This is a genomic window from Micromonospora sp. LOL_025, from assembly GCF_048060285.1.
Classification (GTDB): Bacteria; Actinomycetota; Actinomycetes; order Mycobacteriales; family Micromonosporaceae; genus Micromonospora.
In genome coordinates, this window is record NZ_JBHMIR010000026.1 from 17,709 (window position 1) to 41,863 (window position 24,155).

Here is a 24,155-nt window from a genome sequence, read left to right on the forward strand (position 1 = left end):
CGCGGAGGCGGCACGCGAGCCAGCTCGGCCGCTGGCTCTCGTCGTTGCGGGCCACCGCGAACTCGCCGGTGGACGGTCTTTCGTTGGGCACGGTTCTCCTTACGTGACGTCTGCGGGAGGGGGATTCAGCCGATGTCACGGCCACGCAGGGTCCAGATCAACGCGGCGGCGGCCGCCGACCTCTTGTGGAAGACCTGCCGGGCGACCAGCGAGCCTTCGCCGTCGAGCACATCCGAGGTGGCCTCCTCGTCACGCCTCGCGGGTAGGTCGTGCATGAACACGGCCGGTTTGCCGCCGCCGAAGCGGCGCAGCGTCTCGCGCGAGACCGCGAACGGCCGGAACGCCTCGATCCAGCCCTCGCCCGCCCGCTCGGGAGCCGCCCCCATCGACTGCCACCGGCAGGTGTAGACGGCGTCGACGGGGTCCGGCTCCACCGGGATCGTGTCGAACTGGCGCACCGCCTCCCGCCCGGCCCGCCGGTTCAGCTCGGCCAGCTCGGCCTCGCCCAGCCCGTGGCCCGCCGGGGCGTAGACGTCGAGCCGCATCCCGTCCCGCAGCGCCACGAGCTGCGCGAGCGAACGCGCCGTGTTGTTCACCAGCCCGAGGTACGCGATCCTCGGCCGCGCGTCGGGGCCGAAGTGGTCGCGCAACGCGCTCAGGTCGGCGATCGACTGGGTGGGGTGTTCCTCCTTCGTCAAGGCGTTCACCGTGGCGGGCATCGCGGTCGCCATCTCCGCCAGGTCCGCCTGTGGCCCGTTCGTACGGGCGACCACGGCGTCCAGGTAGGTGGCCAGCACCAGACCCGTGTCGAGCCAGGTCTCCCCCGTGCTCACCTGGATGTCGCCCGGCCCGAAGTGGATGGTGTGGCAGCCCAGCGTGGTCGCGGCGCTCCAGAAGGACGTGCGCGTGCGGGTCGACGGCGCGGTGAACAGCAGCCCGACCCGCGAGCCCGCCAGCAGGCCGGCGAAGCGGCCGGGATCGCGGCCGAACTCCGACGCCAGGTCGGCGACGAAGCCGAGGTCGTCCGGGGTGAGGGCGGACAGCGACAGCAGCGGCTGGCCGACGCGGGTCTCAGCGGACAGTGGTGAATCCGGCATTCTGGAACCTCTCTCGGGCACCGGGGAGGTCGAGCACTCCGCAGCGCTCCAGTAGCGCCACCGTCTTGGCAGAGGCGACGACGATGCCGGCCATGACCGACGTGCGGTCGAAGGACTCGGCGACGATCTGGTCGGTGTGGGCCTCGGAGAACCCGGTCGCACCGAGCGCGGCGCGCGCCGCCTGGGTGGCGGGCTGCAGGGACCGGATGATCACTTCCGGGAGCAGCCGCGACACCAGCTCCCGCTCGGATTTCCCCAGCTGGGCCCAGAGTTCCTTGAAGAACACCGCGAAGTAGGCGTGGTGGCGGCGCTCGTCCTCGGCGTGGTCGCGCACCGTGTCGCGCACGACCGTCATCACCTCGAGATCCTTCGGAACGTCCTCGATGAGCGAGGTGATCAGCGTTTCGAAGACCACGGCCTGCAGCAGCTGGACCAGCTCGCGGTGCTCCGGGTAGCTGTCCCCGACGGCGTCGAGATGAGCGAGGAACGGCGCGAAGTCGTACGGCAGCGACGGGATCCCGGTGCTGTCCTCGATCAGATCGACGACGTCCACGCTGTACAGCGCGTGGTACCGCTCGTCGACGCAGATCCGCATCGCGTCCCGGCGCAGTTCACGTGCCAGCGGTACGCCGCTGCGACCGTCGGCGATCTGCTGCGTCGCGCGCATGACGACGGCGACCTCGAACTCCGCGGTGAAGTTCAACCACTGGTACAGGTGCTGGGCCGACAGGTACCGGCGCAGTTCCTCCGGTGCTTCCTGCACCAGCGGGTGTCCCAGATGCGGGATGAGGTGGTCCGGGAAGAACTTCTTGTCGAGGTCGTCTCCGGGTCGCCGGCGGGGTCCGACGCGGACACCGGCGTCCTCGTACCAGGATTTGAAGGCGCGCACCAGGTCCCCTTCTAGCCGATGACCGCGGCGGGTGAACTCCGACGGCGCCCCGTGACCTTGAGTTCACGGATACCGGCGATGATGTTCGACCGCAGCCGTACCGGTTTCGCCGCCAGTTGCAGATCGGTGAAGTTGCCCAGCAGTTCGGCGAACGCGATCCGCAGTGTCACCCGGGCGATCGTGTGGCCGATGCAGTAGTGCGGGCCGACGCCGAACGCGATGTGCTTGTTCGGCTTGCGCGCGATGTCGAAGCGGAACGGGTCGCGAAACACCGCCTCGTCCCGGTTCGCCGATCCGAGCCAGGTGACCACCGCCTCGCCGGCGCGGATCGGCACGCCGGCGAGCTCGGTGTCCCGGGCCACGTAGCGCATGAAGTGGTTCGTCGGCGACGCCCACCGCACCGCTTCCTCGACCGCGGTGTTCATCAGGCCCGGGTCGTCCGCCCACCGGTCCAGCTCGCCGGTGCCCGCCAGCTGCGCCACGGCCGACGTGACGACCTGCGGCGTCGTCACGATCGCGCCGATGAGCAGGCTGTAGCAGTTGGCCGTGATCTGGCCGTCGGACAGGCCCTTGCCGTCCACCCGCATGGTCAGCAACGTGCCGATCAGGTCGTCGCCGGGGTGCTTACGCCTACTCGTGACGACGTCCTGGAAGTAGGCGAAGATCTCCCGGTGTGACCGGCGCAGCGTCGCCTCCGCGCTGCCCCGGAACTGGTAGGCGGGGTCGTCGGCGGCCAGCGCGGCGATGGCGGCCCGGGTCAGCAACGGCCAGTCCGCCGCGGGAATGGCCATCATCGTCCCGGTGACCGCCATCGGGAGGCTGGACATCGCCTCGGCGAGGTCGAACGGACCGCCCTCGGCCAACGGCGCCACCAACTCGGCCACCAACGCGCGGATGTCCGCCTGGTAGTTCTCGGCCGCACGGATCGACAGCGCGCGCTGCAGTGGCTCGCGCATCTCGCCGTGTCGCGGCGGATCGGTGACCGCGAGCTGACTGCCGCTCGCGGGGTCGCCCGCGCCGAGCAGGTTCAGCAGGGTGCCCTGCTGCGAGCTGAAGGTCTCGTGTTCGCGCAGCACGCGGCTGATGTCCGCGTGCCGGGTCACCGACCAGAAGCCCTTGTCGGCGCCGACCTGCTGCCAGCGCACCGGGCTGTCTTTCCGGTGCTCGGCCCAGATCGCGTGCGGGTCGCCGCTGCCATACAGGTCGGCATCAACAAGGTCGACGCCCGCGCCTGCCGCGAAGGGGCACTGTGCCACCGTGTCCATGCGGTCTCCACGGGTTGGGTTCGGAGGATCGGTCAGCGCTGCGCCACGAACAGGCGGCCCGTCGGGAAGGCCAGCTCGATCGACTCGACGTGGGTGAACCCGGCCGCGCGGAGCCGGGCCTTCCACTCGTCCTCGCTCTGCAGACGACGCTTCATGAACTGCCGGTGGTAGTAGGTGACCGCGGCGCTGAACCGACGCTCACGCTCGTTACGCACGTACGGGACGGCCTCGGTGAGGGCCATGATCCCGCCCTCGCGCAGCGCCTCGCGGCAGTTGGCCAGCACGCGTTCCGCCGTCTCCTCCTCCTCGGGGAACATGTCGTGGAACACGAACCCGCCGTGGATGACGTCCGCGCCCTCCAGCGGCGACGGGTCGTCTGCGATGGACTGGATCGACCGCTCCACGACCCGCAGCCGGTCGCCCACTCCCGCGGCCTCGCCCGCCTGCCGGGCGGCCGCGCACGACGGACCGTCCAGGTCGAGCCCGACGGCCCGGCTGTGCGGCACCCGCTGCAGGACCTCGATCAGCAGACGGCACGTACCCGCGCCGAGGTCGACGACGACCTCCGGCTTCGACTTGAGGATCGTGGACAGCGCGGCGGGGTAGAAGGCCTTGGAACCCATCCACTCGGAGCTGACCGCGACCTCGCGGCCGTCGCGCATGTCGATGCCGCTACCGAGGGACGGGTCGGTCAGGAACTTGCGGGCGTTCTCGATGAACGGCCGGTTGGCGTTCATCGTCCAGGAGACGAAACCGGCCTGGTGGCGGATCTGCGCGAAGTCGTCCGCCGCGCGGAAGGTCGTGCCGGAGGTCCCGACCGGGACGATGATGCCGGCCGACTCCAGGGCCTCGCAGTAGCCGGCCACCCCGGCCTCCGGCAGGTCTGCCGCCTTGGCCAGCGATTCGACGGTCACCTCGTCGCCGGTCGCGATCAGGGAGACGAGGCCGAGCCGATCTCCCATCTCGAGCAGCGCGGCGGCGGCGGCGATGCGCGGCGCCTCTCCGGCCGCCGCGCACTCGGCGTCAAAGTCGTGCTCGTACGTGTAGTCAGGAGTCAGCATGTCCTACCCCAATGGTTTCGATGACCGGCCCGCGCTCGCGGGTCGGCGGGACTACGTCCGCTGGAATGGCCGGTGGTCTGAACGACGGTTGCGCGGTCCGTACGCCGGGGCGCGGGACCGGGTTGCGCGGTGGGACGGTCATGTCTGTCATGTGCGCTCGCCGGTCGTCTCGAATGCCTCCCCGAGCTTCTCGAGCACCTCCTGGATCTCGTCCTCGGTGATGACCAGCGGAGGCAGCAGCCGCAGCACGGCACCGTGACGCCCGCCGCGCTCGACGATCAGGCCCAGCTCGAGGCAACGACGCTTGATCAGGGCCGCGCGCGCGCCGTCGGCAGGATGGGCGCCCAGCGCGTCGGCGGGCAGGCCGGCGTCCACGACCTCCATCCCCCACATCAGCCCGCGACCACGCACGTCGCCGATCTCGGGATGACGTTCGGCGAGTTCGGCCAGCCCCGCGGCGAGCAGCTTGCCCTTGGTCGCCGCCGCCTCCACGAGGCCCTCGTCCTTGATCACGGACATCGTGGTGGTGCCCGCGACCATGGCTATCTGGTTGCCCCGGAACGTGCCGGCGTGTGCACCCGGGCCCCACGCGTCGTAGCGGGAGTCGTAGGCCACCAGCGCGATCGGGTAGCCACCGCCGAGGGCTTTCGACATCAGCACGGCGTCCGGCCGGACACCCGCCTCCTCGAACGCGAACATGGAGCCGGTCCGCCCGAATCCCGTCTGGATCTCGTCGATCACCAGCGGGATGTCCAGCCTGGAGGTCAGCTCCCGCAGTCCGCGCAGCCAGGACACCGGCGCCGGGATCACGCCGCCCTCTCCCTGCACGGCTTCGACGAACACCGCGGCCGGGGTCGTGATCCCGCTCTCCGGATCGGTGAGTACCCGTTCCAGGTAGTGCAGGTTCGCCTGCACGCCCGCTTCCCCGCCGATGCCGAACGGGCATCGGTAGTCGTACGGGTAGGGCAGGAAGTGCGTGTCCGGCATGAGCGAGGCAACCGACTGCTTGGCGGACAGGTTGCCGGTCAGGCTGAGCGAGCCCGCCGTCATGCCGTGGTAGGCGCCGTGGAAGGCGAGGACCGTGCGCCTGCCGGTGGCGGTCTTGAACAGCTTGACCGCCGCCTCCGTCGCGTCCGCGCCGGACGGCCCACAGAACTGGACCTTGGCGGAAGCAGCGAAGTCCGCCGGCAACACGTCGAACAACTGGCGGAGGAACCGGTACTTGGCGGGTGTGGTCAGATCGAGCGCCTGCTGCACATGGCCGGACCCGATGAAGCTCAGCACCGCCTGGGTGACGGCGGGGTGGTTGTGCCCCAGGGCCAACGTGCCCGCGACCGAGAGGCAGTCCAGGTACTCCCGACCTTCGGTGTCCCACAGCCGGGCGAGCGAGCCCCGCTCGATGACGCGGTCGACGTTGTCGGCATAGGTACGAGCGCCGGACTCGCGCTCACGCACGTAGCTGTACACGGAATCAGCTGACATGGTTGTTGGATCCCAGCTCAAGCCCACCAGATCACACCGATATTCCGCAAGTAAACTATTGCCACTGACGCAGATGCCGAAGACCAGCCGCGATGCATGCCGACTCCTCAGGAATCCCTCATGGACGCATTGCTGAGTCCGCCGTCACCGTCGCCCTACCCGCTGCGCGTGACGTGGGGGATGCCCTACATAAGACCCGCGTCGACGCACAGGAGAGTTTCGACGCAGGAATGCCTATTGGATAAATCGTTGACCGGCGGCAACCGTATCAGTTCGATCTTTTCGGCCAAATGTGACATGTATCACACCCCTAAAATGCGCACGACAAGTCGCGTCGGACCAAGATCCCATTACCCTCCGAACAGCGATTGCCCGCGGCTCGCAACGGGACGCACACCCAAAGTGATCGCCGCCATCCGCGCCGTGACAGAGGCCTGGCTGGGTAGAGAGATCCATGGAAGGCCAGCGGCGCACGAGTCCACGAAGAACGGGTAACTCGTGAAAGCGACCCCCTCGACGCCCCTGACAGCCGTGCGAGCGAGCCGCCGCTTTGCCGGTTGCGGCCAGGTGATCCGCACCATGCCTCGTCACGATGCAATCGACGTCGGACAGCCGCCCCCGAACAACGCCAGACAGCAGGCCGGCCTGGTCCCCGCCACGAGTCGTCCCGGGCCGCACACCAATCCGGTGGACGTACCGGCTGAGCCACGCAACCACTCGCGCAGGTGACGTCCCCGCGAGCCGACAACCGGCCATCCAGCACCTGGTCGTCGAGGGTATCCATCGAAGCCAGCTGTCATTTCCTGGTCATGCCGGTGCTGACCTGCTTCTGCGCCTGGCCTGGCCGGCACCTTGTCGCGGGTGCCAGCGCGCACGACTGACCGCTCGGAACCAGCCAGGCGCACGGGACCGCACGTGCTCGTGCCGAACCGCAACGTGCCGGTGGCCCTCGGGCTCCCGCACTTGCCGGCCTGACATCAGGGCTTCACCGCACCTTGACATTCCGGTCAATATTGCGAGTGACGAGACCATTCCACCTTCGCGGCGGGGAACTGTCGAGGAATGGCGCAACTCGGATCGCTGACGGCAATTTCGATAAAACTGGGCCACAATCGCGGGCGAGACAGCAGACGAGGGTGTTGGCGCTTTCGATGTTGCGGGTGGAGCACGAATTGCGAGGTGCTCGAGCCTTCCGAGCCTTCCCGTCAGATTAGTGAAGCGGAGATTCGGATCGGCGCTCAAGGTCCGGTCGCTTTCTCAGGAGGCAGCAGGCGGTCGCGCTGCTGCCGCAGGTGCGCTGCGGCGATGAGAGATCGCCTGCCTGGTCACGATGGTCGCATCGATGAGCCCTGTCGGCGCCGCCGGCGACAACGCCGCCATGGAGTCCTTTTTCGGCCTCCCGCAGAACAACCTTCGCGGGCACTGGCCCTTGGATGGCCCGTCGCCGCAGTCGCCTCGGTCCGGGCGAGAATCACCGCCATGCCAAAGATGGTTGTTGAGATCCACGTCCCGCTACTGGCGGCTCCCGGGCTGGCAGTTGACGAGTACCCGTTTCCATGGATCGATGATGTTCAGGACTTCCTGACGGACCTGGATGAGCAGGGCGACGTCCGGGAGTACGACGACGGGGAAGAAGACCCGGACGTCTACATCTTCCTCATCACGGGCAGCAGTGAGAGCGCCCTGCTTCGGGTCGCCTCTGAGGTGGCGGCCCTCGACCGGGTGCCTGCTGGTGCCTTTGCGATGGTCACCGACGACGAAGCAGAGGAGTTCGGGATGGGCCGGTGCGTAGCGCTGCCGTTGTCCTCGGCATCAGCTGGTTAGCGGAAACGGTGGTCACTGCGGATCTCCTTGCCAGGCAGCCGGCAGACCGGCCAGCCTTCCGGGCGAAGGTGGCCGCCAGTCTGCCTATCCCCCTGACAGGTGCCTGAGTCTGCGGCGCCCGGTCGGGGTCAGGGGGCCGGAGGCCATCGGCGTGCCGACGCGCAGCGCCCCTGACGCTTCCCCAGCCCACCCGCCGCACATCACTCGGCAGAACCGCGTCGCACATCAGCTGACGGATCACAAGAGGGCAGTCATTGGAATCCACACCCTGGACAGCACCCCCGGCGGGCCTGGCCCGGCTCCGTCATCCGGCCACGGGCCCCCCGTACCCCGCCCGGCCACCGGCCGCCCACCGGATCCCGCCCAGCAGATGGGCCCGGAAGTCCGGCTCGTCGTACGCCTCGGCGGTGTGCCCACCCGCGGTGTAGAACGAGCGCCCGCCCTCGATCTCGGCACACCAGGCGTGCGGATGGTCGGCGCCCATCGTCCCGCCCTCGTACGATGTCTCGTCCACCGACAGCAGGACCCGCGCGGTCGACCGGACGCCGCACCGGTGGTTGTACCACTCGTCACGGCGGATCCAGGTCGGTCCCAGATGGGCGGTCGCCGGGTGGTCGTGGTCCTCGACCCGGAGCGTGGCCTGCTGCACCTCGGGGTGGTCAGTGAAGTAGGCGGCCCCGAGCAGCCGGCTGTAGAAGGGCCACGAGTAGCCGGTGGTAGCGGCGGCGTGCACGCCCACGAAACCGCCTCCCGCGCCGATGAAAGACTCGAACGCCCGCTGTGCCGCCGCGTCGAGCACCTCGCCCGAGGTGTTCAGGAACACCACCACCGCGACCTCGGCCAGCCGGTCGATGGTGAACGTGTCACCGTCCTCGGTGGCGGTCACGGCGAAGCCGTGCTCCTCGCCGAGGGCCTGTACGGCGCGGATGCCGTCCGGGATGGAGTCGTGCCGGTATCCGGCCGTCCTGGTCATGACGATGACCTCGAAGCTCATGCGACCATGCTGCCAACCCCGCCCTGCCGGTGTCAGGTCGCCGGCTGCCCGTACTCGCCGCCCCGTTCAGCCGGGTTGGCAGGTGGCGCCGTTGGGCTGGAAGCGGGGTGGCGGTGCCCTGGGTGCCCTGGATCCCGAAGCTCACGGTGCCGCCCCGCGCGATCGCACCGTTCCAGCTGACGTGCGGTGGTCAGGTAGACGGAGACCCAGCCGTCTCGGGGTAGGACGGCGAGACCGAGCAGCCCACCCTCGCATCACGATCCTCCCACCGCCTTCGGCCAAGATATCCATCATCGCGGATCTATGGTCCCCTGAGGCGCACGGGGATCGGACGCGGACGCCGGCCGGCCGGACCGGCACGACGACGAGCATCGTCGATGTTGCCGGAGCGGTCCCGGTCGTGCTGCAATGGCTCACATCGCCGCAGCGCGGGGGCAACCGCGCTGGGAACGGCAGCACGGGAGCAGCAGCGCCGGCAGCGCGCCGGTCTCACCGGCCCTCGCGCGCCGCCTCGCCGGGCCGTCTCCACGTACGACGGGCACGCTCCTGGGCAACCGTCCCCGCCGTACGTGTCCCACCACGGCCGACGCCCGAGATCCGACCCGCCGGAGGCATCCGGGCCGTCTGTCGACGCACCGGAAACGGCGACCAGACAAGAGGTGAGCATGTTCTCCCGGCAGAGTTTCGCGGGATGGTACCGAAATCGATTCGTGTGGGTGGCGGCGATCCTGACTTTGACGGCCGGCGCGGTCGTACTGACCAACTCGGCCGGATCGGAAGCCGAGCCGGCGGATCTGCGGACGCGGATCATGGCCCGGATGCGGAGCACGCTCGAACAGGTGGATCCGGAGCAACACCACCACGCTGGACACGACGCGCCGCACGCCGGCACCGAGGGCAGGGCGGAACCGGCGGTGATCTGCGGAGTCCGCGTCTACGGTCACGAGCCGGCGCAAGCCACCGCCCTCGCCGACGTGCGAACCGTCTACGGCTTCCACCTCTGCGGGATCGCCGAGCAGAAGCGCCCGTGGGACTGGGCCGTCAAGCTCGTCGGCCCGGTGATCATGGATATGTCCACCGAGCCCCCCGGCATCCGGGTGGTCGAGGCGAGCGCCGACGTCGCGTTCGTCGACCGGCTGCGCGAGATGTTCCCGCAGAAGTATGTGGAGCAGGCGCGGGAGGAGGCGCTGACCGGGCCGGAAATGGCAGACCTGCGTCGCCGGTACGACGCCGCGGCCGGGCTCTGACCGCGCCAGGAGGACCGGAACCGGCCCATCGGCAGGAACCCGGAGGGAGACGGCGCGGTGCTGACGGTCGACGCGTTGCGGTGGGACCACTCGCTGCGCGGCCCCGCACCGGGCGACCCTGCTCCTCACCCGCCGCGTGGCTCGGCCACTCCCGCCAGCACCGCGCCAGCGGTCGGCCCTCGCCGGCGGCCGGACCCGGCGACGCCTACGGGTACGGCCGGGTGGTGTGCAGCGGACCAACCCGACAGGAGGGGGCTTCCACCCCGAACGTCTCGGCAATACTCTATGGGAGCGCTTCCATTTGCTTCTTTGGATGCGTTGCGATACCGCCCACCACCGCCTGGAGGCGTCAGTGTCCGTCAAACGAAAAGCTCTTGCCGCCGCCGCTGCTGCTGCCCTGCTGGCCGGCGCCGTCGCGGCCGGCCCCGGCATCGCCGCCCCGGCCCGAGCCACCCCCACCACCGCACCCGCCGCTGCCGCGGTTCCCGCCAACGACTGGCTGCACACCGAGGGCAACAAGATCGTCGACGAGGCCGGCAACGAGGTCTGGCTGACGGGGACCAACTGGTTCGGGTTCAACGCCTCGGAACGGGTCTTCCACGGCCTGTGGTCCGGCAACATCACCCAGATCACCAAGTCGATGGCCGACCGGGGCATCAACATCGTCCGAGTGCCCGTCTCCACCCAACTGCTGCTGGAGTGGAAGGCCGGAACGTTCGGCCCCGTCAACGTCAACACCTACGCCAACCCGGAGCTGGCCGGCAAGAACGGTCTGCAGGTCTTCGACTACTGGCTCCAGCTCTGCGAGCAGTACGGCCTGAAGGTCATGTTGGACGTGCACAGCGCGGAGGCCGACAACTCCGGGCACATCCATCCGATGTGGTACAAGGGCACGATCACCACCGAGCACTTCTACCAGGCGTGGGAGTGGGTCACCGCGCGTTACCTCACCAACGACACCATCGTCGCGATGGACCTCAAGAACGAACCGCACGGCACGCCGAACCAGCCGCCGCGCGCGAAGTGGGACAACTCGACCGACCAGGACAACTGGAAGCACGTTGCGGAAACTGCCGCCCGACGGATCCTGGCCATCAACCCCAACCTGCTGATCCTGGTCGAGGGAATCGAGGTCTACCCCCGCGAGGGCGAGAGCTGGAGCTCGCCGAACACCGACCCCGACCTCTCGCCGAACTACTACTACAACTGGTGGGGCGGCAACCTGCGCGGCGTGCGCACCCTGCCCGTCAACCTGGGCGCCCACCAGGACCAACTGGTGTACTCGCCGCACGACTACGGTCCGCTGGTCTTCGAGCAGCCCTGGTTCCAGAAGGAGTTCGACAAGACCTCACTGACCAACGACGTGTGGCGGCCCAACTGGTTCTTCATCCACGAGAACGACACCGCGCCGTTGCTGATCGGCGAGTGGGGCGGCCGACTCGGCCAGGACGCCCGGCAGGACAAGTGGATGACCGCGCTGCGTGACCTGATCGTCGAGCACGGGCTGCACCAGGCGTTCTGGGTGCTCAACCCCAACTCGGGCGACACGGGCGGACTGCTGCTCGACGACTGGAAGACCTGGGACGAGCAGAAGTACGCCCTGCTCAAGCCGGCGCTGTGGCAACACAACAACAAGTTCGTCGGGCTGGACCACGCGGTCCGGTTGGGCGGTGCGGCCAGCACCACCGGCATCAGCCTGGCCGAGCGCTACGCCAACGGTGGGGGCGGCGACACCGTCGCGCCGACCGCCCCGGGGCAGCCCACCGTCAGCGGCATCACCGCCACCGGCGCCTCGCTGGCCTGGGCCGCCGCGTCCGACAATGTCGGCGTCACCTCGTACGATGTGCTCCGGGCGACCGGGACCGGCGCGGCGACCGTGGTGGGCACCGTCACCGGCACCAGCTACACCGCCACCGGGCTGACCGCGAACACCAGCTACACCTTCAGCGTCCGGGCCCGGGACGCCGCCGGCAATGTCTCGGCCCCCTCGCCGGGACGTACCTTCACGACCCTCGACGGCGGTGGCGGCGACGCCGGCTGCACGGCGACCTACCGGGTGACCACCTCCTGGTCGGGCGGCTACCAGGCCGAGGTGGCCGTGAAGAACACCGGCACCAGCGCGACCAGGAACTGGACGGTCACCTGGACCTCGCCGAGCGGCACCTCGATCGGCTCGCTCTGGAGCGGCCGGCACACCGTCTCCGGCTCGACGGTGACGGTTCGCAACGAGGCGTGGAACGGCGCCCTGCCCCCGAACGGGACGACCGCCTTCGGCTTCACCGCCAACGGCCCCGACACCGTGCCCGGCGACATCTCCTGCGCCGCGTCGTCCTGACCGCCCTCGACCGGCATCCGTGCCGGCGACGCGACCGGCCGGTCACCCACGCGACGGGTGACCGGCCGGAAGCGCCGTGGCAGGCGCAGCCCGGTAGGCGGCCCGCGTGGGGCATCGATCCTGGCGCGCGGTCGCACACGGGTCGCCGGTGCAGGCGGCGCGGCCCGCGCGCTACGGGGTGACGCTGATGTTGGTCAGCCCGGTGCGGGCACCGGTGACGGTGTTCGAGGCGTACACGACGTTGGGGTTCGCGGCGCACTTCGAGGTCGAGGAGACCCGGACGGCGTACCCGCCGACACCGCCGAGGTCCGAGGCGTTGCCCCGCCAGACGTTGCCGCAGCCGTACCCGTCGAGCAGGTTGTGCGTCTCGTAGCCGTTGGCGAACGTGCCGGGCGACTGGAAGGTGCCCGTGTTGCCCTCGATGAGGTAGCCGTTGCCCTTGGCGTCGACCCACGAGTCGCCCGAGTTGACGCCGGAGATGCCCCGGCCGTCGAACCGGTTGCCCCGCAACACGCCGCCCTGGGTGCCCTCCTTGATGTCCACGTGCTCGGCCCGGACGTTCGGGCCGATGTGGTTGTCCAGCACCTGGACCCGGTCGGAGCGGTCCACCCCGCCGGAGTTGCCGTGACAGCCGAAATTGGACTGCGCCGAGCCGAGGTAGACCCCCTCGCCGTAGCCCGGCTGCACCAGGCCGGTGTCGGTGATCGTCGAGTTCCGGATGATCCCGTCCGCCGAGGAACGGCGGAAGTGCACCGCCTCCTCGTCGGTGTGGTGCACGTGGACCCCGTCGATCGTGACGTGGTGGGAGTTGTCCAGCACGATGCCCTTCTTCGATTCGGCGACGGTGAAGCCGGTCAGGTTCCAATGCGGCGCGTCGAAGAGCCAGAGACCGTACCCGGAGTCCCAGCCGGCCGTGGGCACCGGACAGGACGGCCCGGTGCCCGCCGGCCCGTCGTTGACCAGGACCGCGGCGCGCGGCCCGGTCAGCGTGACCGGCGACGAGGCGGTGCCGGCCCGCTGGGTCAGGAACGCCCCGCGGTACGTGCCGGCCGCGAGCCGGATGGTCTGGCCGGGCCGGGCGGCGGCGAGGGCGGCCTGGAGTTGGGCCGCGGTGGAGACGTCCACCACCGGGCCGGCGGGCGGGGCGGTGGTCGGCGGGGCGGTCGTGGGGGGAGCGGTCGTCGGCGGGGCGGTGGTGGGCGGGGCGGAGCCGGCGCAGGGCCGGCCGTCCACGGTGCAGTTGAGGGGCTCCCCGAGCCCGCGCACGTTGAAGCCGAAGCTCTCGGCGGTGCCGGGAGCGACGTTGCCGTTGTAGCCGGCGTCGGTGAAGCGGTAGTGCTGGCCGGTCCGGGTACGCACGGAACTCCACGAATTGCTCACCTCGGAACCGACGGGCAGGTCGAACTCCACCACCCAGCCCGTGCTGGCGGCGTCGCCCCGGTTGGTGACGAGGTACTGGGCGCCGTACCCGGTGCTCCACACCGAGGTCCGGGCGAACGCGGCGGTCAGCTCGGGCGCGGCGGCGTGCGCCGTGGGCGCGAAGGCCAGGGCCGTCGCGCCCAGCCCGGCGAGGGCGGCGACCAGGCCGATCGCGGCAGCTGCCTTGCCGGTACGGGAGCGGGTCATCAGCGGGCCTCCGTCGGTGGGTACCCGGGACCGGGTCGGTCGAGCCGGCCCCACGATGCCAGGAATTCTAGATGGTCGATGTCCGGGCGCGGCGCCGATCCCGGCCGGCGGGTACGTCCGCGCGGGCCGGCACGACCGGACGCGACGTGTCAGCCGTCGCCCAGCGACACCAGCAGCTCCTGCGGACGGTGGTCGGAGACGCCGCCCGCGTCGCCGAAGCGGTAGGAGTGCACCCGCACCGCCGGCGAGGCGAGCGCCCAGTCGAGCCGCCACCACCGCGGCCAGCCGGCGGACTCCGCCCAGCTCGCCGGGTAGAGCGACGGCATCGCGTGACCGGCGTCGCGCAGGCCGTCGGGAAGCTTGCGCAGGTCACCCATCGCCGGGCTGGTGTTCAGGTCCCCGGCGAGCAGCACCGGATGGGGGTTGGACCCCACGTCACGGGCCAGCGCCCGCCACTGCGGTTCCCGCTGGGCGTGCTGCTCGCGCAGCACCCGGTAGAAGTCGCCGTCGAACGGGCCGTGCTCGGGCGAGAGCTGCACGGGCAGATGCAGGTTGTACGCCGACAGCACGCGGCCGCCGCCGAGGTCCAGGTCGGTTCGCAGGGTCTTGTAGCGCCACTGGTCGCCGGCTCCCGCCACCGCCGGCGGCAGGCCGGCCGGCTCCAGCGGCACCTGCCGCAGCACCGGCAGGCGGGAGACGGTGACCAGCTCGCCGGCGACCACGACCTGGAAGCCGGGGAACTCGGCGCGCAGCCGGTCGAGCGTGGCCGGCGTCGGTCCGGCGCTCTTCTCGTACCAGTATTCCTGCAACAGGTAGACGTCGGCGTCCGCGTCGCGCAGCGACCGGTACAGCGCCTCCGTCTCGCCTCCCTCGTCCCAGTAGCCGGTGTTCCAGACGAACACGCGCAGGGCGTCGGGCGGGGCCGGGCCGTCGCCGCCCTGCCACCGGCGGACGTTGACGCCGCTCTGCCCCGCGCCGAGCAGCAACGCGGCGGCGGCGAGCAGCGCCACCGTGCGGCGCCGCCGCCGGACCGCCACCGCGCCGGCCCCCAGCGCCAGGGGCGCCAGGAGGAAGAAGAGCGGCGGCACGGCGTCCACCGCGAGCCAGAGCCACCAGCGCCCGCTGAGCGCCAGGTGCGCGACGGTGAACGCGAGCCAGAGCGCGCCGGCGCCGGCCAGGACCGCCGCCGGCCAGCGCCGCGGCCGCGCGGTGGCGGGCGGCGTCGGCTCGGTGCCGGCGGCGGTCACCGGCGCGGCCGTCGTCACGCCGATTCCCACCGGCGGGTGCCCTCGACCGGGAAAGAGGCGTCGTAGAGCTGCCGGAACGTGCGCGACAGCAGCCACTGCGCCGCACCGGTCGCCACCCCGGCGGTGATCGTGACGTTGACCAGGAAGTGCAGCCCGGCGAAGCCGAGCAGGGACGCCAGGCCGCGCCGGCGCAGCACGAAGCCGTACATCCCGGCGTCGCAGGCCAGGGAGGCGGCGAGCAGCGCGGCGGGAACCACCGCCCCCCACGGACCCAGCAGCAGCGGTACGGCCAGCGCCGGCAGGGCGGCGAACGCGGCGAGACTGCCCCAGGCGCGCGAGGCGGTCTCGAAGCCCTTGCCGAAGCGGCGGGCGCGCGCGTAGAGCGGGATGCGCAGCCGTCCCCGGTGGAACAGCTTGCGCAACAGCCCGGAGAGCTCGTGGTCGTGGTCGTGCCGCCCGCGCACCTCGGAGGTGAGCAGCATCCGGTGCCGGCGGGTCAGCCGGTAGCCGTAGTCGACCTCCTCGGTCTGCCGCAGCGCCGGGTTGAACGGCCCGACCTCGTCGTAGACGGCCCGCCGGATGACGCACATGGCCGGGAAGAGGAACGACACGTCGCCTTCGGAGCTGATCGACCAGTAGTGGTACTGCAGGCCGCGGTACCGGGAGACCACGGTGTCGTGGAGCAACGGCTCGGCGTCCTGGATGCCGCAGACCGCCCCGACGGCCGGGTCCTCGACGAGCAGCCGGACCGCGGTGGCCACCGCGTCGGGCGCCAGCGCCAGGTCGGAGTCGACGTAGCAGATCAGGTCGCCGAGGGTCGCCGCGGCGCCGACGTTGCGGGCGGTGCCGCAGCCGCCGTTGACCCCCGTGCTGACCACGGGGACGCCGAGGGCGCTGGCCACCGCGACGGACTGGTCCGTGCTGCAGTCGTCGACCATCAGCAGCTCGATGTTCGGGTAGGTCTGGTCGAGGATGGAGCGCAGGCACAGGTCCAGCGACTCGGCGTAGTTGTAGTTCGGCACGATCACCGAGACGAGCGGGAGTTCGTTCATCGGGTGGCGACCTCCGGTCGGTCGTAGAGCCGCCGGAACCGGCCCGAGGTCAGCCAGGCGACCACGCCGCAGGCCGCGGCGACGGCGATCACCAGGTTCAGGAAGAAGTGCATCGCGACGAAGTAGACCAGAAAGAGCGGCCCGCGTTCGGCCCGTACGAACCGGTGCATCGGCAGGTCCCCGGCGAGGAAGGCGACGAACGCGGCCAGCGGCACCAGCAGGTAGGCCGGGCCGAGCAGCAGGGGCAGGGCGGCGGCGAGCAGGGCCAGCGGGGCGGCGATGCTGACCCAGGCCCGGGGACCGCTGCTCAGCCCGCCGGGGAACTCCGGTTTGCGGGCGTACATCGGGATGTGCAGCGCCGTGCGGGTGAACACCTTGCGCACCAGCACCCCCAGCTCGTGGTCGTGGTCGTGCACGCCGCGCACCCGCGGGGAGAGCAGGATCTGGTAGCGCTGCGCGAGCCGCATCCCGTAGTCGGCGTTCTCAGTCTCCCGCAGCCGGGGGTTGAACGGCCCGATCTCGGTGAACACCCGCGCCGGCACGGCCAGCAGCGCGGTGTAGAGCGTCATGATCGGCCCCTCGTCCGCGATGAGCCAGTAGGACTGTTGGAGGCAGCGGTACTCCTCCAGGAGGCTGTCGCGGATCAGCGGCACCGGGTCGTAGTTGCCGCAGACCGCCCCGATCGTCGGGTCGCCGGCCAGCAGCTCCACCGCGTTGGCCACCGCGTCGGGCTTGGCCGCCACGTCGGAGTCGATGAAGAACAGGATCTCGCCCGCCGCGGTCGCCGCGCCGAGGTTGCGGGCCGCGGCCGGCCCGCCGTTGCGTGGCGTACGCACGACCCGCGCGCCGTGGGCCTCGGCGACCGCGACCGAGTCGTCGGTGCTGCAGTCGTCGACCACGACGATCTCCAGATGCGGGTACGTCTGTGCCCGCAGGGAGTCGAGGCAGAGATGCAGCGCGCGGGCGTAGTTGTAGTTCGGCACGATGACCGACACCAGGGGATGGTTCATCTGTCCGTCCAGGTCAGCAGGTGGGGATAGCGGGCGGTGATCTGTGCCAGGGCCAGCGTGGCGCCGGCGAGTACGGCGCAACCGACGATCATCCGGTCGCGCAGCAACATCCGGATCGGGTCACCGCCGGTGCGCAGCACGAGCACCGCCTGCAGGTAGCGGAACGCGGCGAGCAGCCCCAGCGGTACGACGATCGCCAGCGCGACGGGCGGGTAGGCGTCGATCGGCGCGTCGACGTGCAGGTAGAGCAGGAAGGCGGTGCCGGCCAGGGAGGCGGTGAGACCGAGCAGATGGTCGGCGAGCAGCAGGTTGTAGCCGACCAGCGCGGGCCGGTGCGGCGTGCCGAGGGCGGCCAGTTCGTGCCGGCGCTTGCCGAGGACGAGCACCAGGCAGCCGCTGAACACCGCGGTGAGCAGGAGACTGGAGGCGGCCGCGCCGGTCGCGGCGTAGCCCTGCACGACGCGCAGGACGAAGCCGGCCGAGACCACGCAGACGTCCAGCAGCGGCACGTGCTTGAGCCACCTGCTGTACGCGGTGCTCAGCGCGAGGTACGCGACCAGCGGCCACCACGTCATCGCCGGACCGTTGACGGTCAGCGTGGCCAGCAGCACGGCGAGGACGACCGCGTACGCCCCGGCCACCGGCACCGGGACGTGGCCGGCGGCGATCGGCCGACGCCGCTTGGTGGGGTGCGCCCGGTCCAGGCGGTGGTCGGCGATGTCGTTGACGACGTAGATCACCGACGAGGCGAGCGTGAACGCGGCCACCGCCCAGACGCACCGCCACAGCGCGGTCGCCGTCCAGACCGGCGTGTCGGTCAGGGCCAGCGGGACGGCGAGCAGGTTCTTGACGGCGTGGCCCGGCCGGGCCAGCGCCACGAGGTGTCGCAGCAGCGTGGGCACGCGCGCGACGGGTCCGGTGGCGACCGGGGCGACCGGCTCCACCACGCTTTCCACGGCGGTCATCAGGGCCCCTGTCAGAAGAAGATCTTCGCGGCGGCGAGGGCGCCCTGCCGCCAGGGATCGCGGCTGGTCCGCCCGTCCCGCGCCGGGCGCTCGCGGTGCCGCTCGGTCCGCCACCACTCGAAGGTGCGCAGGATCGCGTCCTGGTTGGACAGCTTCGGCTGGAAGCCCAGCCGCTGCCGGGCCTTGTCGATGCTGACGTACGAGTCGGCCATCAGCTTGTGCAGCAGCCGTCCGTAGACCGGCGAGAGCCGGCTGCGCTCCAGCAGGCTGAGCGCGGCGAGCGCCGGCCGGGCCGGCAGCGAGACCACCCGTCGGCCGTGGCCGGCGGCGTCCAGGACCGCCTGGAAATCCTCCCGGAGGGTGCCGAAGCGCTCGGCGGCCAGGTTGTACGTGTCGTTGGCGACCTCGTCGGGGGCGTGCAGGACGGTCACCACCGCGTCGACGAGGTCGTCGACGGCGAACATCTGGATCCGCACGTCGCCGCGGCCGAGGACCGGGAAGTTGCGGCCCTCCTCGGCCCACTCGAAGAGCATCGAGAAGAGCCCCATCCGGCCGGGGCCGAGGAAGGTCTTGGGTCGCAGCACCGCCACCGGCAGGCTGCCGGCGCGGTGCCGGACGGCGATCTCCTCGGCCGCCGCCTTGGCCGCGCTGTAGGTGTCCACCGGCGCGTGCGGGTGTTCCTCCGGGGTGGGCACCCGCGTCGGCAGCCCGTAGACGGCGGTCGACGAGACGTGCACGACCCGGGCCACCGCGGCCCGCTGCGCGGCGGCGAACACGGCGCGCGTGCCCTCGACGGTGACGGAGCGGATCTGGTCGGCCGGGTAGCTGGGTAGCGCCGCCGCGCAGTGGATGACGACGGTGGCGTCGGCGAAGGCGTGATCCAGCAGGCGGGCGTCGCGGACGTCCCCGACGTGGGTGACCCCGTTCTCCGGCCGCAGGTCGACGCCGCGTACGTGGTGGCCGTCGGCGCCGAGGCGCTCGATCAGCCGGGAGCCGAGCATGCCCGCCGCGCCGGTGATCGCGATCACCACAGCGATCCCACCTTCTGCGCGACGAACCGGGTGACCAGCCGGTTCAGTCCCTGGGCCAGCACCTCGCCGAGGGCGTCGACGGCGCGCTGCGCGTCGGCCGGGTCGGTGACCAGCGACGGACCGATGACCAGCGGGTTCAGGCCGTTGAGCGTGTAGTAGGTGAAGATGTCGTGGTCCCGGTAGAGCGCGTTGACGACGGCGCAGGTCACCAGCTTCGCCTTGAACCTGGGGTCCCGGGCCACGCCGCCCGGGGCGAGCCGGGAGACCAGGTCGAGCAGCTTGGGCCCGCCGTCGATCTGGACGCCCCAGAGCGCCCCGGCGCCCGCCACCCGGCCGACCGCGTCCGGGTACTCCTTGCCCAGTCGGGTCAGGCCCGGTTCCAGCACGCGTTCCAGCTCGCGGGCCCGCGCCGGATAGTCGTCCTCCACCGCCACATTGATCGCCTCGATGGCGGTGACGCACTCCTCCCCCATGCCGTAGTAGGTCGTGCTGGTGCTCTGCAGCAGCGCGTCGGTCAGATTGTCGTACGCCTTGCGGAACACCGGCTCCCGGGCGACGAAGGCCGAAATGGACGACTTGCCCCCGCCGAACGATTTGCTCGTGGTCAGCACGTCCGGCACCAGGCCGGGGTAGCGCATGAAGTAGAAGAGGCTGCCCGTCTTGCCCCAGCCGGTGTAGATCTCGTCGAAGATCAGCACGATGTCGTGCCGGTCGCACAGTTCGCGCACCCCGCGCAGGAAGCCTTCGTCGCACCACTGAATGGTGGACGCGCTGAACGGTTCGACGATCAGCGCATAGACGTCGTCCGGGTGCCGGTCAATGGCCGACCGGACGGAATCCAGATCGCCGTAAGCGAATGGGACGATTCCCGGAATTGTCGGAAAGTCGAAGTGGGGCTGCCCGGTCAGTCCGCCGGAGCCGAGCAACTTTCCGTGGAAACCGCAGTCCGCGCGAAGGATGGTTCCCCGCCGGCCGCCGTGGTATTTGAAGGCGAGCTTCACCGCACCCTCGACCGCCTCCGCCCCGGAGTTCGGCAGGAACGACATCGAGAGGTCGCCGGGAAGCAGCTCCGCCAGGTTGTGGCCGAGCGCCGCGAGGTAGGGCGAGAAGTACGTTTTGTGCACCTCCATCCGCCGGCGCTCCGCGAACCGTTGCCGCGCCGCTACGATGCGTGGATGATTGTGGCCGTGGTTGAGCACTCCCACGCCGCCGGTCAGGTCGAGGACCCGCCGGCCGTCCCGTAACGTCAGGTAGGCCCCCTCGGCGTGCTCGACCAATTCCCGGCCGAAGCCGAACGAGGTCATGAGATTGACCTGGCTCGCGTTCACGTACCGCCGATAGAGGTCGTGCACCTCGCGAACGGTGAACCGCTCGCATTCCTCGACGCTGACCAGATTGGGCATGCCGCGACGGTATCTATCGGCCCGAAATCTTTCCTGGATCGGCACTGGATGGAACCTTGACTACGCAAGGCAACCCTTGCGGGACGGGGTGACCGGTCGATAACTTGGTCGCGGCACAACGGAATTTCCATCTGTCAATTCGCATACGTATTGCCCTACGTACCGGTGAGGTGCTGATCATGCCGCCGACGGTGTCGGTCATCATCCCCGCCCACAACAGCGCGAAGACCCTGGGCGCGTGTCTGGAGGCGGTCCGCCGACAGCGACAGCCGGTGGCCGAGGTCATCGTCGTCGACGACGCGAGCACCGACGACACCCGGGCGATCGCCCGGCGCTACGGATGCCGGCTGCTGGTCACCGACCGCAACGCCGGGCCGGCGGCAGCCCGCAACCGCGGCATCCGGGCCAGCACCGGCGAGCTGCTCTTCTTCCTCGACTCCGACTGCGCCCCGGAACCGGACGCGCTGGGGAACGCCCTCGCGATCCTCCGCGAGGAGCCGGACGTCGCCTGCGTACACGGCATCTACGCGCTCGAACCCCTGATCGACGACGGGCCGGTCGAGGCGTACCGGCTGCTGCACGGGCACTACTGGCGGCTGCGCAACGTCGGGCGGGTGCGCACCACCCTCTTCGCGGTCTGCCTCATCCGCCGCGAGGTCTTCACCTCGGTCGGGCTGTTCGACGAGAACCTGCGCGCCTCGGAGGACGTCGAACTCGGCGACCGGATGGGCGACCGGTACGGCATCGTCCTCACCGACACCGTCGTCTGCCGGCACGACGACGACAGCCGGCTCGGGGCGCTGCTGCGCAAGCAGTTCCACCGCTCGCAGCTGCTGATCCCGGTGGCCCTGGCCGAACGCGGACCGGCGGGCATCCGCGCCAACAGCCCCCTGGCCCTGGTCGCCGCGACGTTGGTGCCGGCGACCCTGCCGCTGGCCCCGCTCCTCGGCGGCTGGCCGGCCGCGTCGCTGCTCCTCCTCGCCCTGTTCGTGGTGGCCGAGCCCGGGCTGCTGCGGTTCGTCCTGCACCGGCGCGGGCCCGCGTACGCGGTCTTCTTCTTCGCCGTGCACCTGCTGGTCCAACTGGCCGTCGTCACGGGCGCCGTCGTGGGCGGGCTGCGCCACCTCGCCGACCGCGACTTCGGGCCGACCCGGGTGACCACCGCGAAAACGCCCCGATGAGCGGCGCCCGGAAACCGGCCGCCCGGCTGGGCCCGCAGCTCTGCGCGCACGCCCTGCACTACCTGCTCTTCGCCTACCGCGGCCGGCAGCTCCTGCGCCGACGCCCCTCGCTCGGCGGTCCCCGCCGGCCGACCTTCGGCGTGCCGGGCGACGACGTGGCGCTCACCATCGACGACGGCCCGCACCCGCGGTGGACCGCGCCGATGCTCGACCTGCTCGACCGGCACGGCGTGCGGGCCACGTTCTTCCTCGTCGGCGACCGGGTGCGGGAACACCCGGAGCTGGCCCGGGAGGTGCTGGCCGCCGGTCACCTGATCGGCAACCACTCCATGACGCACCCGCAGCCGTTCGCCGCGCTGGCCCGGCACGAGATCACAGCCGAGATCGACCGGACCCAGCGCGAGATCGAGGACGCGACGGGGCACACGCCGCGGCTGTTCCGCGCCCCCGGCGGCAACTGGTCGCCCGGGGTGCTGCGGACCACCGCCGAGCTCGGCCTCGTCCCGGTCGACTGGACGGTCAACCCCAGCGACTGGCGCAGCCCCGGCGTCGACCGGATCGCCCGGACGCTGTCGCGCACCCGGCCCGGGCAGATCATGCTCTGTCACGACGGCGGCGGCGACCGGTCCCAGACCGTCGCGGCCCTGGCCGAGGTCCTTCCGAGGCTGACCGATCGCGGGCTGCGCTTCGTCACCGTCCCGGACGACCGGTAGGTGGCGCGGATGCCCCGAGGGCCCTCCCGCTGCGGGGAGCCGCCGAACGCGCGTCGAACCGTCGACTCGCCTGCCGTCCCGGACCCGCCCCGACGCCGTGGTTGTCCGGTGCCCGGACAGCGCCGTCGACAAGTGCCGAGCCGGGTCCTGGCACCCGGTTCCTCTGGTGGGGGAGACACCTGATGTCGCACGATGAACTGTCCATACTGCTCCTGGGGCCGATCCGGACCCAGCGCGGGGACACGCACCTGTACCTGGGCACGCCACGGCAACGGGAGGTCCTGGCGGTGCTGGCGCTGCGCAGCGGCATGGTGATGTCCGTCGCGCAGATCGTCGACGCGATCTGGGCCGGCCGCCGGCCCGACTCCGTGGAGAACATGGTGCACACCTACATCGGCCGGCTGCGCCGGGTCCTGGAGCCGCCCGGCCGGCGGCCGGCCCTGGCCCGGGTGCTCCGGTCCACCCGGCCCGGCTACACCCTCGACATCCCGTCGGACGCCGTGGACATCATCCGCTTCGAACAGGACGTCCGGGCGGCCCGCGCCGCCCGGTCCCAGGCCGACCTGTCCCAGTCGCTCTACCTCTTCCAGCGGGGCCTGGCCCACTGGACCGGCCGGGCCCTGCACGAGGCGACCGGCCCGCTCGCCGAGGCCGAACGCATCCGGCTGACCGAGCTGCGCCAGGACGTCCTGGAGGAGGCGACCGGCGTACGGCTCCTGCTCGGCGACGTCGAGAACGTGGTCGCCGAGCTGCGCTGGATGCTGGCCGAGCACCCGATGCGGGAGCGGCTCTGGGAGCTGCTGCTCGTCGCGCTCGGGCAGAGTTCCCGGCGGGCGGAGGCGCTCACCGCCTTCCAGGACGCCCGCAGCACCCTCTCCGACCGGCTCGGGGTGGAACCCGGGCACCGGCTCCAGGACCTGCATCGCCGGCTGCTGCGCAGCGAACCGGTGACGGTGTGGCCGTGGTGGGAGCGCCGGGTCTCCGTCTGAGCGCGGGGCGGGGCCCGGGGCGCGCGGGACGCCCGACGGGCCCCTCCCCCGCCCCGGCGGCCGGGCGGCGGCGGGGGTTCAGCGCGGCGGCGCGGCCGCGGGGGTTCAGCGCGGCGGCGCGGCCGCGGGGGTCAGGACGAAGAAGGCGCCGGTCGCGCCGTCGGCGCAGTCCGTCGGCAGCCGCGTCGTGACGTCCAGCCCGCAGCCGCGGATCACCTCGACGAACTGCTGGGACCGGTCGACGTCGTAGATCTGCACCATGATCCGGCCCCGCGCGGTGAGCATGTCCGGCAGCCGGCGCAGCAGGTGCTCCGCCTCCCCCACCGAGAGGTAGTAGATGACCTCGCGCAGCAGGATGGCGTCGTACCGCTCCAGGCTCCGGTAGGCCCGGATGTCGGCCACCTCGTACGACGCGTCCGGCCGGTCGAGCGACCGGGCCACCTCGATCGCCCGGCGGCTGATGTCCACGCCGTGGTAGTGCCGGTACCGGCCCCGGGTCAGGGGAAGGTTGGCGCTGGTGCCGCAGCCCAGGTCGAGGATCGTCGGGCGCGGCGCCCACGTCTCGATCAGCGACAGCGGCATGGCCCCGTCGCCCGCGCCGTCCAGGTAGCCCCAGAAGCCCAGCGCGTACTGGGTGTCCCAGAGCGCCGCGTTCAGCCTCGTGCTGCGGCGCACCAGCGCCCGGACCGGGACTCCGACCAGCCGTGCCATCGTCCGCAGTGGCGTGATCGACATGGTGTCACC

20 protein-coding genes are annotated in these 24,155 nt (G+C 71.1%); 6 read left to right on the forward strand and 14 right to left on the reverse strand.

Annotation, left to right across the window (positions count from 1 at the left end):
• Positions 1-125 precede the first annotated feature (125 nt).
• From ACFHW0_RS24930 to ACFHW0_RS24950, 5 genes are all read right to left on the reverse strand, one after another.
• Entirely contained in the window at positions 126-1,097 is a 972-nt protein-coding gene (locus tag ACFHW0_RS24930) for an ornithine carbamoyltransferase (protein WP_416611308.1), read from the reverse strand.
• Positions 1,072-1,986, reverse strand: coding sequence for a diiron oxygenase (locus ACFHW0_RS24935; RefSeq protein WP_416611310.1), 915 nt, complete (start codon positions 1,984-1,986; stop codon positions 1,072-1,074). Before ACFHW0_RS24935 ends, ACFHW0_RS24930 begins: the two co-directional genes overlap by 26 nt.
• Before the next feature lie 11 nt (positions 1,987-1,997).
• Positions 1,998-3,251 carry a cytochrome P450 gene (locus ACFHW0_RS24940; RefSeq protein WP_416611312.1) on the reverse strand — a complete coding sequence of 418 codons (1,254 nt, stop codon included), beginning with the start codon at positions 3,249-3,251 and terminating at the stop codon, positions 1,998-2,000.
• 32 nt (positions 3,252-3,283) lie between these two features.
• On the reverse strand, positions 3,284-4,312 hold the full coding sequence (locus ACFHW0_RS24945; protein ID WP_416611314.1) for a class I SAM-dependent methyltransferase: 1,029 nt from the start codon (positions 4,310-4,312) through the stop codon (positions 3,284-3,286).
• Positions 4,313-4,459: 147 nt separating this feature from the next.
• Complete coding sequence (locus tag ACFHW0_RS24950) at positions 4,460-5,821, reverse strand: diaminobutyrate--2-oxoglutarate transaminase family protein (RefSeq protein WP_416611316.1); 1,362 nt, start codon at positions 5,819-5,821, stop codon at positions 4,460-4,462.
• Between the two features lie 1,452 nt (positions 5,822-7,273).
• On the opposite strand from ACFHW0_RS24950, the gene ACFHW0_RS24955 reads away from it, so the two are divergent.
• Positions 7,274-7,618, forward strand: coding sequence for a hypothetical protein (locus ACFHW0_RS24955; protein WP_416611318.1), 345 nt, complete (start codon positions 7,274-7,276; stop codon positions 7,616-7,618).
• Positions 7,619-7,922: 304 nt separating this feature from the next.
• Here the strand turns inward: ACFHW0_RS24955 and ACFHW0_RS24960 are convergent, their stop codons facing one another.
• The gene (locus ACFHW0_RS24960) at positions 7,923-8,612 is read right to left on the reverse strand and encodes a ThuA domain-containing protein (protein ID WP_416611320.1); all 690 of its coding nucleotides are present in this window, start codon (positions 8,610-8,612) and stop codon (positions 7,923-7,925) included.
• Between the two features lie 818 nt (positions 8,613-9,430).
• Between ACFHW0_RS24960 and ACFHW0_RS24965 the strand changes: the two genes are divergently transcribed.
• Positions 9,431-9,859, forward strand: coding sequence for a hypothetical protein (locus ACFHW0_RS24965; protein WP_416611322.1), 429 nt, complete (start codon positions 9,431-9,433; stop codon positions 9,857-9,859).
• Positions 9,860-10,211: 352 nt separating this feature from the next.
• Positions 10,212-12,194: a cellulase family glycosylhydrolase gene (locus tag ACFHW0_RS24970; protein WP_416611324.1), complete on the forward strand. Its 1,983-nt coding sequence runs from the start codon at positions 10,212-10,214 to the stop codon at positions 12,192-12,194.
• Between the two features lie 171 nt (positions 12,195-12,365).
• Here ACFHW0_RS24970 and ACFHW0_RS24975 read toward each other — a convergent pair whose 3' ends face one another.
• The 7 genes from ACFHW0_RS24975 to ACFHW0_RS25005 form a co-directional block, all read right to left on the reverse strand.
• The gene (locus ACFHW0_RS24975) at positions 12,366-13,820 is read right to left on the reverse strand and encodes a cellulose binding domain-containing protein (protein ID WP_416611326.1); all 1,455 of its coding nucleotides are present in this window, start codon (positions 13,818-13,820) and stop codon (positions 12,366-12,368) included.
• 149 nt (positions 13,821-13,969) lie between these two features.
• A complete protein-coding gene (locus ACFHW0_RS24980) occupies positions 13,970-15,085 on the reverse strand; it encodes an endonuclease/exonuclease/phosphatase family protein (protein ID WP_416611328.1) in 1,116 nt (371 codons plus the stop codon).
• A complete protein-coding gene (locus ACFHW0_RS24985) occupies positions 15,082-16,119 on the reverse strand; it encodes a glycosyltransferase family 2 protein (RefSeq protein ID WP_416611330.1) in 1,038 nt (345 codons plus the stop codon). Before ACFHW0_RS24985 ends, ACFHW0_RS24980 begins: the two co-directional genes overlap by 4 nt.
• Complete coding sequence (locus tag ACFHW0_RS24990) at positions 16,116-17,129, reverse strand: glycosyltransferase family 2 protein (RefSeq protein ID WP_416611331.1); 1,014 nt, start codon at positions 17,127-17,129, stop codon at positions 16,116-16,118. The genes ACFHW0_RS24985 and ACFHW0_RS24990 overlap by 4 nt, the downstream gene beginning before the upstream one ends.
• Positions 17,126-18,094: a UbiA prenyltransferase family protein gene (locus ACFHW0_RS24995; RefSeq protein WP_416611333.1), complete on the reverse strand. Its 969-nt coding sequence runs from the start codon at positions 18,092-18,094 to the stop codon at positions 17,126-17,128. The genes ACFHW0_RS24990 and ACFHW0_RS24995 overlap by 4 nt, the downstream gene beginning before the upstream one ends.
• Before the next feature lie 11 nt (positions 18,095-18,105).
• Positions 18,106-19,125 carry an NAD-dependent epimerase/dehydratase family protein gene (locus ACFHW0_RS25000; protein ID WP_416611335.1) on the reverse strand — a complete coding sequence of 340 codons (1,020 nt, stop codon included), beginning with the start codon at positions 19,123-19,125 and terminating at the stop codon, positions 18,106-18,108.
• Positions 19,119-20,429, reverse strand: a complete 1,311-nt coding sequence (locus ACFHW0_RS25005) for an aspartate aminotransferase family protein (protein WP_416611385.1) — start codon at positions 20,427-20,429, stop codon at positions 19,119-19,121. Before ACFHW0_RS25005 ends, ACFHW0_RS25000 begins: the two co-directional genes overlap by 7 nt.
• 269 nt (positions 20,430-20,698) lie before the next feature.
• On the opposite strand from ACFHW0_RS25005, the gene ACFHW0_RS25010 reads away from it, so the two are divergent.
• The 3 genes from ACFHW0_RS25010 to ACFHW0_RS25020 all read left to right on the forward strand — a co-directional run bounded on the left by ACFHW0_RS25010 (position 20,699) and on the right by ACFHW0_RS25020 (position 23,411).
• Positions 20,699-21,709, forward strand: a complete 1,011-nt coding sequence (locus ACFHW0_RS25010; RefSeq protein ID WP_416611337.1) for a glycosyltransferase family 2 protein — start codon at positions 20,699-20,701, stop codon at positions 21,707-21,709.
• A complete protein-coding gene (locus ACFHW0_RS25015) occupies positions 21,706-22,422 on the forward strand; it encodes a polysaccharide deacetylase family protein (RefSeq protein WP_416611339.1) in 717 nt (238 codons plus the stop codon). Before ACFHW0_RS25010 ends, ACFHW0_RS25015 begins: the two co-directional genes overlap by 4 nt.
• 182 nt (positions 22,423-22,604) lie before the next feature.
• On the forward strand, positions 22,605-23,411 hold the full coding sequence (locus ACFHW0_RS25020) for an AfsR/SARP family transcriptional regulator (RefSeq protein WP_416611341.1): 807 nt from the start codon (positions 22,605-22,607) through the stop codon (positions 23,409-23,411).
• A 105-nt stretch (positions 23,412-23,516) separates the two neighbouring features.
• On the opposite strand, the gene ACFHW0_RS25025 is transcribed toward ACFHW0_RS25020, so the two are convergent.
• Positions 23,517-24,146 carry a class I SAM-dependent methyltransferase gene (locus tag ACFHW0_RS25025; protein ID WP_416611342.1) on the reverse strand — a complete coding sequence of 210 codons (630 nt, stop codon included), beginning with the start codon at positions 24,144-24,146 and terminating at the stop codon, positions 23,517-23,519.
• Positions 24,147-24,155: the final 9 nt, after the last annotated feature.